11 protein-coding genes and 3 pseudogenes are annotated in these 13,124 nt (G+C 64.1%); 5 read left to right on the plus strand and 9 right to left on the minus strand.

Features of this window, described 5'->3' with window-relative positions; translation table 11 throughout:
• Nucleotides 1-52: 52 nt before the first annotated feature.
• The 7 genes and pseudogenes from ptsP to C5F70_RS00035 all read right to left on the minus strand — a co-directional run bounded on the left by ptsP (nt 53) and on the right by C5F70_RS00035 (nt 6,767).
• Nucleotides 53-2,518, minus strand: a pseudogene (gene ptsP / locus C5F70_RS00010) (phosphoenolpyruvate--protein phosphotransferase).
• A gap of 36 nt (nt 2,519-2,554) precedes the next feature.
• Nucleotides 2,555-3,554, minus strand: a pseudogene (locus tag C5F70_RS00015) (SIS domain-containing protein).
• Nucleotides 3,547-3,822 (minus strand): hypothetical protein, encoded by a 276-nt coding sequence (locus C5F70_RS30445; RefSeq protein WP_158683822.1) that lies wholly within the window; start codon nt 3,820-3,822, stop codon nt 3,547-3,549. The pseudogene C5F70_RS00015 and the gene C5F70_RS30445 overlap by 8 nt, the downstream one beginning before the upstream one ends.
• Nucleotides 3,823-3,953: 131 nt before the next feature.
• Entirely contained in the window at nt 3,954-4,649 is a 696-nt protein-coding gene (locus tag C5F70_RS30450; RefSeq protein WP_158683824.1) for an amidohydrolase family protein, read from the minus strand.
• Between the two features lie 36 nt (nt 4,650-4,685).
• Nucleotides 4,686-5,416: pseudogene (locus C5F70_RS00025) on the minus strand (GntR family transcriptional regulator).
• 261 nt (nt 5,417-5,677) lie between these two features.
• Nucleotides 5,678-6,181: a murein L,D-transpeptidase family protein gene (locus C5F70_RS00030; protein WP_017846146.1), complete on the minus strand. Its 504-nt coding sequence runs from the start codon at nt 6,179-6,181 to the stop codon at nt 5,678-5,680.
• Nucleotides 6,182-6,218: 37 nt separating this feature from the next.
• A complete protein-coding gene (locus C5F70_RS00035; protein WP_017846145.1) occupies nt 6,219-6,767 on the minus strand; it encodes an NUDIX hydrolase in 549 nt (182 codons plus the stop codon).
• 146 nt (nt 6,768-6,913) lie between these two features.
• Here C5F70_RS00035 and C5F70_RS00040 point away from each other — a divergent pair, with 146 nt between their 5' ends.
• The 5 genes from C5F70_RS00040 (at nt 6,914) to purT (ending at nt 10,166) form a co-directional block, all read left to right on the plus strand.
• A complete protein-coding gene (locus C5F70_RS00040) occupies nt 6,914-7,516 on the plus strand; it encodes a CoA pyrophosphatase (RefSeq protein WP_017846144.1) in 603 nt (200 codons plus the stop codon).
• Between the two features lie 35 nt (nt 7,517-7,551).
• On the plus strand, nt 7,552-8,076 hold the full coding sequence (locus tag C5F70_RS00045) for a gamma carbonic anhydrase family protein (protein WP_017846143.1): 525 nt from the start codon (nt 7,552-7,554) through the stop codon (nt 8,074-8,076).
• Complete coding sequence (locus C5F70_RS00050) at nt 8,073-8,288, plus strand: DUF1289 domain-containing protein (RefSeq protein ID WP_046382197.1); 216 nt, start codon at nt 8,073-8,075, stop codon at nt 8,286-8,288. The genes C5F70_RS00045 and C5F70_RS00050 overlap by 4 nt, the downstream gene beginning before the upstream one ends.
• A gap of 159 nt (nt 8,289-8,447) precedes the next feature.
• Nucleotides 8,448-8,915 carry a VUT family protein gene (locus C5F70_RS00055; protein ID WP_017846141.1) on the plus strand — a complete coding sequence of 156 codons (468 nt, stop codon included), beginning with the start codon at nt 8,448-8,450 and terminating at the stop codon, nt 8,913-8,915.
• 69 nt (nt 8,916-8,984) lie between these two features.
• Nucleotides 8,985-10,166, plus strand: coding sequence for a formate-dependent phosphoribosylglycinamide formyltransferase (purT, locus tag C5F70_RS00060; RefSeq protein WP_026139924.1), 1,182 nt, complete (start codon nt 8,985-8,987; stop codon nt 10,164-10,166).
• Between the two features lie 107 nt (nt 10,167-10,273).
• Here the strand turns inward: purT and C5F70_RS00065 are convergent, their stop codons facing one another.
• Both C5F70_RS00065 and C5F70_RS00070 read right to left on the minus strand, forming a co-directional pair.
• Entirely contained in the window at nt 10,274-11,584 is a 1,311-nt protein-coding gene (locus tag C5F70_RS00065) for an MFS transporter (protein ID WP_017846139.1), read from the minus strand.
• A gap of 300 nt (nt 11,585-11,884) precedes the next feature.
• Nucleotides 11,885-13,123: a transporter associated domain-containing protein gene (locus tag C5F70_RS00070; RefSeq protein ID WP_104902545.1), complete on the minus strand. Its 1,239-nt coding sequence runs from the start codon at nt 13,121-13,123 to the stop codon at nt 11,885-11,887.
• Nucleotide 13,124: the final 1 nt, after the last annotated feature.

Raw genomic sequence — 13,124 nt, forward strand, 5'->3', positions numbered from 1 at the left:
CAGGCCTTCGATAAGTGTTGGTACATGGCGTGTCTCCCTTTTCTTGTTGTTGTCAGCTCAGCGGCCAGTGGTGTTGACAGGCTTGGCGTACCGCCTTGGCGCTGCTCAGGTCGAGCAGGCCCAGGCTCAGTTGCCGGCATTGCGCCGCGTCCAGGTGGCGGACGCGGTCCTTGATTTCGCCGATCTGCGGCGGGCTGACCGACAGCTCGCTGACCCCCAGCCCGACCAACACCGGCGTCGCCAGCGGGTCGGATGCCAAGGCGCCGCACACGCCGACCCAACGCCCGTGTTTGGCCGCGCCCGCGCAGGTCTGGGCGATCAGCCGCAGCAGCGCCGGGTGCAGCGCATCGACCCGCGCGGCGGGCCGGCGTGGTCGCGGTCCATGGCCAGGGTGTACTGGGACAGGTCATTAGTGCCGATGGACAGGAAGTCCGCATGCCTGGCCAGTTGTTCGGCCATCAGCGCGGCGGCGGGCACTTCGATCATCACCCCCAGTTCCGGGCGTTGGGTCAGTTGCAGCTCGACGCACAGTTCATCCAGGCGTTGGCGGATCTGCAGCAGTTCGTCGACTTCGCTGACCATCGGCAGCAGGATGCGGCAGCGCGCCAGCGGGCTGACTTGCAGCAGTGCGCGCAGTTGCTGGTCGAGCACGTCGGGGCGCACCTGGGCCAGGCGAATGCGCGCAGGCCCAGCACCGGGTTGGCCTCGACCGGCAGCGGCAGGTAGTCGAGCTGTTTGTCGCCGCCCACGTCGATGGTGCGGATGATCACCGACTTGTCGCCCATCGCATCCAGCACGGCTTGATAGGCCTGGCGTTGTTCTGTTCATCCGGCGCGGTGCGGCGGTCGACGAAGAGGAACTCGGTGCGCAGCAGGCCGATGCCGTCGGCGCCGTTTTCAAACGCCAGCTGGGCCTCGGCGCTGGAGGCGACATTGCGGCGACTTCGATGGTCATGCCATCGCGGGTGTTCGCTGGCAGTCGGGCCTGGGTCTGTTGTTCCTGGCGACGCAGGTTCTGTGTTTCGCGAATCCGCTCGACTTCGGCGTGGCGCGCCGCGCTGGGTGTCAGCTCCAGGCGACCATTGGCCGCGTCGAGCACCACGCGTTGGCCTTGGGGCACATCGAGCACTTCGGCGCCCAATGCCACCACGCACGGCAAGCCTTTCCGCGGGCCAGGATCGCGACATGGAGGTGGCGCCGCCCTCGGCCATGCAAAGGCCGGCGGCGTGTTGCGCGCTCAGTTGCAGCAGGTCCGACGGCGTCAGCTCGTGGGCGCTGACAATCGCCCCGGCAGGCAACTCGACGTGCCACGCTTCGCCGAGCAGCACGCGCAGCACCCGTTGTTGCAGGTCGCGCAGGTCGTTGGAACGCTCGGCCAGCAACGGCTTGCCCAGGCCCAGCAACACCGCGCATTGCGCCTGGATCGCATCGCGCCAGGCGTGGGGCGCGCGCTGCCGTGCTCGATGGCGCGGGTGGCGGTGTCCAGCAGGGCGGGGTCTTCCAGCAAGGCGAGGTGGGCGGCGAAGATGTCTTCTTCTTCGGCATTTCGGCGTTGGCGGGCGAGGTCCAGGGTGGTGCGGATTTCGCCGCGCACTTGCTCAAGGGCCGCGTCCAGCCGTTGCAACTGTTCGTCGGCGCAGTGGTTGCCGGTATCGGCCGGCAATCGATCGTGCTCAGGCGGAACAGCGGCCCGCACACCAGGCCCGGTGCCGCACAGACACCTTGCAACACCGACCTCGGTATTCGCGCGGCGTGGAGCGGCCGCCATCGGCGTGTGAGGTTCTTCGCCGATGGCGACAGACAGCGCGGCGACCAGCGCCTGCAATGCCGCATTGAGCCTCGCCCTCACCGATGCCCAGCCCCATCAGGCCGATCAAGCTGTCGCACGCGGCCGACTTGCCGGCGAAGTGCAACTGCGTCTGGCTGCTGAACGCTTGTGCGGTCTTGCGGATCAATGCCGCCGGACGCGCATGCAAGCCGCCGCGATGGGTGATCCGCACGTTGGCGCTGGCTTGCGCGACGGAGTTATCCACAGCGGTTTGCAGCGCGGCGCCGGAACGCAGCGCCACGCGCCAGCGGTTCACCGTGTTTGACTGAGCGCAGCGGCAGCGGTGTCAGTTCGAAGCGCTCGCTGTTGGTGAGAATGATCAGGCTGACCAGGCTTTTGCACTGGCGCGCAATCCGGTCCAGATCGAACTGTATCAGCACCTGGCCCTTGCTCACCTGCGCACCGTTCTTCACCAGCAGGGCGAACCCTTCGCCGTCAACTCCACGGTGTCGATGCCCACATGCATCAACAGCTCGGCGCCGTTCTGCGCGCGAAGCGTCAGCGCATGCCCGGTGCGCGCGACATGGATGATCTCGCCGTCGCACGGTGCGTACAGGCTATCGTTCAGCGGATCGATGGCCAGGCCGTCACCCATGGGCGCCGCTGGCGAATACTTCGTCGGGGACGTTGCCCAGGGCCAGCACGCCGCTGAGGGGGCGCCGAGGGTCAATGCATTATTGTTGTTGGACATGGGCACGGTACTCATCAGGAAATCGCGGCACGCCACTCAGTGGGTGCGGGTCACTTTGCTCAGGTGGCGCGGCTGGTCCGGGTTCATGCCACGGGCGAGCGCCAGCCGGCGGCCATGACATAGAAACTCTGGATGGCCAGGATCGGGTCCAGGCTCGGGTGTTCGGCGCGGCTCAGCGGCAGGTCGCGTTCGGCGATATCGTCCGGCGCCGCCAGCAACACGCGGGCGCCGCGTTGCGCATATCGGCGGCCAGGCTCAACAGGCCGGCTTGCTCGCACCGCGTGGGCGAATATCAGCAGCGGGTAGTGTCGTCGATCAAGGCCATCGGCCCATGACGCACCTCGGCGCTGCTGAAGGCTTCGGCCTGGATCGCCGAGGTTTCCTTGAGCTTGAGCGCGGCTTCCTGGGCGATGGCAAAACCGGCGCCACGGCCGATGACCATCAACTGCTGGCAGTCGCGCAGGGCGTCGATGGCGTTTGTCCAATCCTGTTGGCCGCCTCGCGCAGCCATCGGGCAACGCAGGCAGGCGTGCAGCAGGTCGTTTTCCTGGTTCCAGTGCCGATCAACAGCGCGCTGGCGCTGAGGGTCGCGATAAAGCTCTTGGTCGCGCCACGCTGAGTTCCGGCCCGGCGCACAGCGGCACATGGAATTCGCAGGCGGCTTCCAGGGGCGAGTCTTCGGCATTCACCAGCGAGATGCTCAAGGCGCCGCGTTGGCGCAGAGGCGCAGGCTGTCGACCAAGTCCGGGCTCTGGCCCGACTGAGAGAAGCCGAACGCGACCTGGCCGCTGACCTTCAACGGCGCGTGCAGCAGGGTCACCACCGACATCGGCAACGACGCCACCGGAACGCCCACGTGCTGCATGGCCAGGTAGGCGAAGTAGCTCGCGGCGTGGTCGGAACTGCCACGAGCGACAGTCATCGCCACGTGCGGCGGCTGACGGCGCAGGCGCTCGGCGATGTCTTGCAGGCGCGGGGCCAGGCGTTGCAACTGCGCCGCGACCGCGTCGCTGGAGGCGAGGGCCTCTTCAAGCATTTTTGAAGACAATGGTTTCTCCTTCGACCATGACGTCGGTGAGGTGCAGGGAGCGGTCCAGGCGCACGCAGTCGGCAAAGCTGCCGGGTTGCAGGCGGCCGCGTTGTTCCAGGCCCAGGTAGTCCGCCGGAAATTGCGACAGGCGTTGTGAGGCTTCGCTGATGGGCAGGCCGATCTTCACCAGGTTGCGCAGCGCCTGATCCATGGTCAGGGTGCTGCCAGCCAGGGTGCCGTCGGCCAGGCGCACGCCGCCCAGGCATTTGGTCACGGTGTGGCTGCCCAGTTGTATTCGCCGTCGGGCATGCCGGCGCGGCGGTGGAATCGGTGACGCAGTACAGGCACGGGATCGCGCGCAGGGCCACCGCATGGCGCCGGGGTGTACGTGGAGCAAATCCGGGATCAATTCCGCGTACTGCGCGTGGGCCAGCGCCGCGCCGACGATGCCGGGCTCACGGTGATGCAGCGGCTCATGGCGTTATACAAATGCGTGAAGCTGGTGGCGCCGGCGGCGAGGGCCGCGACGCCTTCTTCATAGCTGCCCAGGGTGTGGCCGATCTGCATACGCACGCCGCGTGTACTGAGGGCGCGGATCAGGCGGTCATGCCCGGCGATTTCCGGAGCGATGGTGATCACCCGGATCGGCGCCAGGCGCAGGTAGGCTTCCACTTCTTCCATCAATGCGGTGTGGGCGAAGTTGGGGTTGCGCGCCGAGTTTGCCCGGATTGATGTAGGGCCCTTCCAGGTGTACGCCGAGACCCGGGCGCTGCCGCTCGGGCGCTGCGCGCAGAAGCTGCCGAGCTGGCCGAGCACGCTGGAGATTTCATCCGCCGGCGCGGTCATGGTGGTGGCCAGCAACGACGTGGTGCCAAAGCGCACGTGGGTGCGGGTGATGGTTTCGAAGGCGTCGGCACCTTCCATGATGTCTTTGCCGCCACCGCCGTGGACGTGCAGGTCGATAAAACCCGGCAGCAGGTAGGGCAAGTCGTTGTCGGCCGGGTCGCAAGGTGCGCCTTCAATGGCGATCACCTTGCCGTGTTCATGCACCAGGCGGCCGCGAATCCAGCCATGGGGTGTGAGGATATTGTCTTCGGACATGGGCAGTTCTCTAAGGCCGCAGTGCGCGGCAAAGGCCTATCGACGCAGCTCGGCGACAAAGTCGTAGTAGTCGTTGCGGCAGTAGGTGTCGGTGATTTCGATCGGGGTGTTGTCGGCGGTGTAGCCGACACGGGTCATCAACAGCATGGCGGTGCGGGGGCGATGCCGACCAGCGCGGCGAACTCGTCCGAGGCGTTGATCGCCTGGATATGCTGCAGGGCGCGCACGATGGGTTTGCCCGATGCCTTCGAGGTACTCGTAGAGGGACTGGCCGATGGCTTGCGGGTGCGGCAGCACCGCGGCGGGCATGGTGGTCATTTCGATGGCCATCACCGTGTCGTCCGCCTTGCGCAGGCGCTTGAGCCGCGCCACTTTGTCGGTCGGCGACAGGCCCAGGCGGATCAGCTCTTCGTGGGTCGGCGCGCTGATGTCGCGTTCCAGCCACTGGGAGCTGGGCACAAACCCCTTGAGTCGCAGCATCTCGCTGAAGCCCGACAGGCGCGACAGCGGTTGTTCCAGGCGTGGCGTGATAAAGGTGCCGGAGCCTTGGCTGCGACGGATCAGGCCTTGGGCAAACAAGACTTCCAGCGCCTTGCGGGCGGTAACGCGCGAGATGCTCAACTGCTCGCTGAGGCGCGTTCCGACGGCAGGGCCTGTTCAGATTTCCATTGGCCGGCGTGGATCGCCGCTTCCAGGTTGCGGGCCAGTTGCAGGTACAGCGGCGTGGATTGCTTGTCGTCGGGACGCAGCGTCAGGATGGGGTTCATCTGTCAGGTTTCCGATGCGGTTATTAGTGTGTTGTCGCCCGGTATTGGCCGGAAACTAATACCACTTAAATACCATGTCAATGCTGCCAAAACGCTTTGGCTCCTGGTTTAAGGGCGCCTTAGTGGTGTCTGGTATCAAGTGGTATTAGAGAGGTCTTTAAGGCGCGCAGAGCTGCGCAGCCTGCGGGGTGAATTGGTATTCACCGGCAGGCGCTGTCGAGGGCAGGAACTTTTTTTAGTTAATTGACCGAGGGGCGAAGGTTACGGGCGGATCTCGACCAGGGTGCCGTCCTTGACCAGGTTCCAGACTTCGCGCATGTCGACGTTACGCATGCCGATGCAGCCGTCGGTCCAGTCCAGGGTGTGAAACCACTGCTCCGGGTACTCCGCGGTGTCGGGCGTGCCGTGGATCATGATCATGCTGCCGGGGTTCACGCCTTGGCGGCGGGCACGGGCCGAATCGCTGATATTGGGGTAGGAGATGTGCATGGACAGGTTGTAGCGGTCGCTGGTTTTGCGCCAGTCGATCCAATACAAGCCTTCCGGCGTGCGACGGTCGCCCTCGATCAGCTTGGTGCCCTTGGGGTTTTTGCCCAGGGAGATACGGTAGGTCTTGAGGGGTTTGCCGTCGTTGATCAGTTGCAACTGATGGGCGGACTTGAGGACCAGAATTTTCTCGACCGTTTTGCCGCCCAGGGTTTCCAGGGTGGTGGCTGAGGACAACGTGGCGAACGACAGGCAGAGCAAAGCAAGCAACCAACGCATTAAAACGATTTCCCTTGGACGACGATCTGCCGGTTTGTTATTGGGCGGGCTGGGACAGCGGCGGCACAGCTTCGTTGCGCACCGGGAACGACCGTAGGCGACGGTCGGCGAAGAAGTATTCTAAGGTACGCCCGACTGTGCGGAAAGCCAGCTCGGACCAAGGGATATCGGCTTCGTCGAACAGTCGCACTTCCAGGCTTTCGGGGCCAGCGGCGAAGTTCAGGTCAATCAGCTCGGCGCGGTAGAACACATGCACTTGGCTGATATGCGGCACGTCGATCAGGGTGTAGAGGCTCAGGTTGCGTACATGGGCGCAGGCTTCTTCCATGGTCTCGCGCATGGCGGCCTGTTCCACGGTCTCGCCGTTCTCCATGAAACCGGCGGGCAGGGTCCAGTAACCCAGGCGTGGCTCGATGGCGCGGCGACACAACAACACTTGATCGCCCCACACCGGCACGGTGCCGGCGACGATATTGGGGTTCTGGTAGTGAATGGTATGACAGTGATCGCATACAAAACGCAGGCGTGCGTCGCCTTCGGGAATGCGTTGGGTGACCGGTTTACCGCACTGGCTGCAGAAATTCATGCTGGGGTTCCTGGAAAGTCTGCCTATCTTGGCGTGGGCGGCAGGGCCCTGCAAGTTGTCGTTTCGCGACAGCCCTTCGGTTTTGGGGTTGGGCGCCCGCGCGCTTTGGTGCATGATGCAAAGTAGCCAACAGACCGAGATGACTCATGCTGGACGAGCTACTTCGCCGGGTAAGCAATCACACACCGCAACGGCTTGAGACCGACGGGCGTTTCCCCGAGGCCGCCGTGCTGGTGCCGATTACCCGCAGTGACGAACCTGAGCTGATCCTGACCCTGCGCGCCAGCGGCCTGTCGACCCATGGTGGCGAAGTGGCCTTTCCCGGCGGGCGTCGCGACCCCGAAGACCCGGACCTGATCTTCACCGCCCTGCGCGAAGCCGAAGAAGAAATCGGCCTGCCGCCTGGCCTGGTCGAGGTGATCGGCCCGTTGAGCCCGCTGATTTCCCTGCATGGCATTCGGGTCACGCCCTACGTTGGCGTCATCCCGGACTACGTCGACTACCTGGCCAACGACGCCGAAATCGCCGCCGTCTTCAGCGTGCCCCTGGAGTTTTTCCGCCAGGACCCGCGCGAACATACGCACCGCATCGATTACCAGGGCCGCAGTTGGTACGTGCCGAGCTATCGGTTCGGCGAATACAAGATCTGGGGGCTGACGGCAATCATGATCGTCGAGCTGATCAATTTGCTCTATGACGATGCCAACATCAGCCTGCACCAGCCGCCCAAGAGCTTCATCCATCTATAAGCCATCGTTTAAATGGCCAGTCGTGAGGACATATCATGAAATACCGCCTGGGCGACGCCCGCGTCGAGACGCACCCACACAGCTGGGTGGCGCCGAATGCCACGCTGGTGGGCAAGGTCAAGCTGGAGGAGGGCGCCAATGTCTGGTTCAACGCGGTGTTGCGTGGCGACAACGAACTGATCCTGATCGGCAAGAACAGCAATGTGCAGGACGGCAGCGTGATGCACACCGACATGGGTTACCCGCTGACCCTGGGCACCGGCGTGACCATCGGCCATAACGCCATGCTGCATGGCTGCACCGTCGGCGACTACAGCCTGATCGGCATCAACGCGGTGATCCTCAACGGCGCGAAGATCGGCAAGCACTGCATCATCGGCGCCAATTCGCTGATCGGCGAAGGCAAGGAGATTCCCGATGGCTCGCTGGTCATGGGCTCGCCGGGCAAAGTCGTGCGCGAATTGACTGACGCGCAGAAGAAGATGCTCGAGGCCAGCGCTGCGCACTATGTGCATAACGCCCAGCGTTATGCGCGGGATCTGGTCGAGCAGGAAGAATGAAGCCGCCAGAGCGCCCCGTCGCCTCGCCGTGCGTGAGCATTTGCGCGCTGGATGACGACGACATTTGCACCGGCTGCCAGCGTACCGTGGAAGAAATCACGCGTTGGAGCCGCATGGACAACGCCGAGCGTCGGGTGGTGCTGGGGTTGTGTCATGAGCGGGCGCTGGCGGGTGGGTTGGTGTTTATGGCGTCCGGTAAATCCGTTGGCTGAATCATCGCTATCGGGGCAAGCCCCCTCCCACATTCGACCGCGTTCCTACAGATTAAACGCGGTCGAATGTGGGAGGGGGCTCGCCCCCGATGGCGCCATCCCAGACGACATCCCTGTAATTGTGTACCCTGTGCGGCATTACCCACAGGTCCATCCCCCATGCTCTTCCTGATCGCCTACATCAGCAGCGTCGTGCTGATCAACTTCGCCTTCTCCACCGCGCCGCACCTGGATGTGATCTGGTCCGCCTGGGGCGGCCTGGTGTTTATCCTGCGCGACATGGTGCAAACCCGCTTCGGCCACGGCGCGATCCTTGCCATGCTGGCGGCGCTGGCGCTGTCGTATATCACCTCCGACCCGTCCATCGCGCTGGCCAGCGCCACCGCGTTTGCGGTGTCCGAGTGCATTGACTGGCTGGTGTTCAGCATCACCAAGCGCCCGCTCCACGATCGCCTGTGGATAAGTTCGGCGCTGAGCATTCCCCTCGATACCTTTATCTTTTTCGGCTTGATCGGCGCGCTTACGCCTGCCGTGGTGGGCACCGCGCTGGCGTCGAAATTCGCCGGGGTCACGGCGGTCTGGCTGATCATGGCCTGGCGTATCCGCAAACGTGCCGTCGCCAACTGAAGCCAATCTGTGCAGTTCATGTAAAATGCCGGCCTTTCTCCCCATGATCCGCTCCCCTGAGGACCTGAGATGACCCGAATCGGAACTCCATTGTCGCCAACCGCGACCCGCGTTTTGCTGTGTGGCTGCGGTGAGCTGGGCAAGGAAGTGGTAATCGAACTGCAACGCCTGGGCGTTGAAGTGATTGCCGTGGATCGCTACGCCAACGCGCCGGCGATGCAGGTGGCTCATCGCAGCCATGTGATCAACATGCTCGACGGCGCGGCCCTGCGTGCGGTGATCGAGGCGGAAAAACCGCACTTCATCGTGCCGGAAATCGAAGCCATCGCCACCGCCACCCTGGTGGAGCTGGAGGCCGAAGGCTTCACCGTGATCCCGACCGCGCGCGCCGCGTCGCTGACCATGAACCGCGAAGGCATCCGGCGCCTGGCCGCCGAAGAGCTGGACCTGCCGACCTCGCCGTACCACTTCGCCGATACCTTCGAAGACTACAGCAAGGCCGTGCAAGACCTGGGCTTCCCGTGTGTGGTCAAGCCGGTGATGAGTTCGTCGGGCAAGGGCCAGAGCCTGCTGCGCAGTGCCGACGACGTGCAGAAAGCCTGGGATTACGCTCAGGAAGGCGGGCGTGCCGGCAAGGGCCGGGTGATCATCGAAGGCTTTATCGACTTCGACTACGAAATCACCCTGCTGACCGTGCGCCACATCGGCGGCACGACCTTCTGTGCGCCGGTCGGCCACCGTCAGGAGAAGGGCGATTACCAGGAATCCTGGCAGCCTCAGGCCATGAGCCCGATTGCCCTGGCGGAATCCGAGCGGGTGGCCAAGGCCGTCACGGAATCCCTGGGCGGCCGCGGCCTGTTTGGCGTGGAGTTGTTCATCAAGGGCGATCAGGTGTGGTTCAGCGAAGTGTCGCCACGCCCGCATGACACCGGCCTGGTCACCTTGATTTCCCAGGACCTGTCGCAGTTCGCCCTGCACGCGCGCGCCATCCTGGGCCTGCCGATCCCATTGATCCGTCAGTTCGGGCCTTCGGCATCGGCGGTGATCCTGGTGGAAGGGCAATCGACCCAGACCGCCTTCGCCAACCTCGGCGCGGCCCTGAGCGAGCCGGACACGGCGTTGCGTCTGTTCGGTAAGCCGGAAGTCAACGGCCAGCGCCGCATGGGCGTGGCGTTGGCGCGGGATGAGTCGATTGAAGCGGCTCGCGCCAAGGCGACCCGTGCGGCTCAGGCGGTTGTTGTAGAGCTCTAAACCGCGTCGTGCCTATCGGGGGCAAGCCCCCTCCCACACTTAACCGCGTTTAATCTGTAGGAATGCGGTCAACATGTGGGAGGGGGCTTGCCCCCGATAGCGATCTATCAGGCAACCTTGTTCAAATCGTTATCCCGCGTCTCTTTCAGGCACAGCACCGCAATCAAACTCAGCAACGCTGCCGCCGACACATACCCGCCGACATAACTCAGCCCGCCCATCGCCACCAGCTTGGTCGCGAAGAACGGTGCCGCCGACGCGCCGACGATCCCACCCAGGTTATACGCCGCCGAAGCGCCGGTATAACGCACGCGGGTTGGGAACAGTTCCGGCAGCAACGCGCCCATTGGGGCGAAGGTCACACCCATCAGGAACAGCTCCAGGGCCAGGAACAGCGCCACGGCCCAGGTCGAACCGTGGGTCAGCAACGGCTCCATGGTGAAGCCCGACAGAATCGCCAGCAGCGCACCGACAATCAGCACCGGCTTGCGCCCGAATCGATCGCTGGCCAAGGCTGCCAGCGGCGTCGCCAGGCCCATGAACAACACGGCAAAACACAGCAAGCCGAGGAATGTCTCGCGGCTGTAGCCCAGGGTCGAAACGCCGTAGCTCAGGGAAAACGCCGTGGTGATATAGAACAGCGCATAACACACCACCATCGACGCGGCACCCAGCAGCACCGGCAGCCAATGCTGGCTGAACAGTTCCACCAACGGCACTTTTACCGGCGCTTCCTTCGCTACCGCACTGGCGAATACCGGGGTTTCATGCAGCTTCAGCCGCGCATACAGGCCGACCATAACCAGCGCCGCGCTGAGGATGAACGGGATGCGCCAGCCCCAACTGCGGAACTGCTCGTCGTTGAGGTTCATGGCCAGGATCAGGAACAGGCCGTTGGCCGCCAGGAAGCCAATCGAAGGACCGAGTTGCGGGAACATGCCGAACCACGCGCGTTTGCCCTTCGGCGCGTTCTCGGTGGCGAGCAGCGCCGCACCGCCCCATTCCCCGCCCAGTCCCAGGCCCTGGCCGAAACGCAGCACGCACAACAGAATCGGTGCCCAGGCGCCGATGCTGTCATACCCCGGCAGCAAGCCGATCAGCGTGGTACACACCCCCATCAGCAGCAGCGAAGCCACCAGCGTCGATTTGCGGCCGATACGGTCGCCAAAGTGGCCGAACAGCGCCGAACCCAGCGGGCGGGCGATGAACGCGATGCCGAAGGTCAGGAACGACGCGAGCATCTGCGCCGTGCCGGAGGTCTGTGGGAAGAACACCGGGCCGATCACCAGCGCGGCCGCAGTGGCATAGATATAGAAGTCGTAGAACTCGATGGCCGTGCCGACGATGCTGGCAGTGGCGACGCGGGCGGTCGAGTTGGTCGGGGCGGCGGTCGCAGCCTCGTTATAGGTGGTGCTCATGGCGGTATCCCTGAGGGGCAGTGCGCGTTTGGACGCGGATTATTATTGGTCGAACACCCATGGATCAGGGTTGTGGGCGGAGCGGCTCGGGATGAGAGCGGACACCGGTCGTACAGGGCAAGGCAGTGCCTGGACGCGGTCCGTGCGGATAGCACGCGGTCGGGCGCGGCTTGGGTAAGCCGACCCGATTATAGGAAGGGGTTTGCGCATCCAACAAGGGGGAAAATCTGATCGTCTGCACACAGTGGATCAGTGTGGGAGGGGCGGTGCGACGATTCGAAGTGTGTTCCGTCAGCGAGGCTACGTGGCGACCGGCACGCGGCTGGTGTGCCAGATCAGCACCTTGCTCACGCGGTTGTCTTCGGTCTCGAGGATTTCCAGGCGGTAGCGGCCGATCTTCAGGCACACCGCGCAATCGGGAATGGTTTCCAGCGCTTCGGTCACCAGGCCGTTGAGGGTCTTGGGCCCGTCGCTGGGCAGGTGCCAGGCCAGGCTCTTGTTCAATTCGCGGATCGAGGCGGTGCCGTCGACGATGTAGCGGCCGTCCGGTTGCGCTTCGATATGCGGGTTGTCGGCACTTTGTTCGCTTTCGAATTCGCCGACGATTTCTTCGAGAATATCTTCCAGGGTGACGATGCCCAGCACTTCGCCATACTCGTCCACCACCATGCCCAGGCGCCGCTGTTGCTTGTGGAAGTTCAGCAGTTGCAGTTGCAGGGGCGTGCTTTCCGGGACGAAGTAGGGTTCGTAGCAGGCCTCGAGCAAGGTCTCCTTGGTCAGGCTGGCATCCGGTAGCAGGTGCTGGATCAGCCGGGTGTTGAGCACGGCTTCGACTTGGTTGATGTCGCTGTGGAACACCGGCAGGCGGGTGCGCTGGGAGTTGCGCAGTTGCTCGAGGATCGCGTCGAGCGAGTCGTCCAGGTTGATGCCGTCCACTTCACTGCGCGGCACCAGGATGTCGTTGACGGTGATGTTGTCCAGCGCGTGGATGCCGGGCATGCCGGGCGTGCGACGTTCATCTCCCTCTGGCTCGGGTTCGTCATCATGGTCGGGCTGCGGGTCGTCGCTTTTTTTCACCATGCCCGGCGGGCGGGCAAAGGGGCGCAGCAACAGCAGGCTGATGCCATTGAGCAGCCAGGCGAGGGGGTAGATAATTTTCAGCGGCACGCCCAGCAGGGCATTGCCGAAGCCCAGCACCGCTTGCGGATGGCGGGTGGCCAGGGCGCGCGGCAGGTAATCGGCCAGCACCAGCAGGATCGAGCAGGAGACCAGCCAGCCCAGCCACGCGCCGTTTTGCGCCCAGGCGTAGATCGCCAGCAGGGTGCAAAGGATTACCACGCCAGCACGGCACAGGGTGTTGCAGAGGATCATGCTGGGGCGTGGGAAGTGCAGGCGGGCAGCGGCTTTGTCGCCCTGGCGGGTACCGGGGCGCAGGGCCAGCAGGTGTTGTTGTGCGGCTTCGATGGCGGTAAACAGCGCCGCCCACAAAATCAGCAAGGCGATTACCGCGAGCATCGGCCCTAAGGGCAAGTTGTCCATG

This window comes from Pseudomonas sp. LH1G9, assembly GCF_002949975.1.
Lineage (GTDB): Bacteria > Pseudomonadota > Gammaproteobacteria > Pseudomonadales > Pseudomonadaceae > Aquipseudomonas > Aquipseudomonas veronii.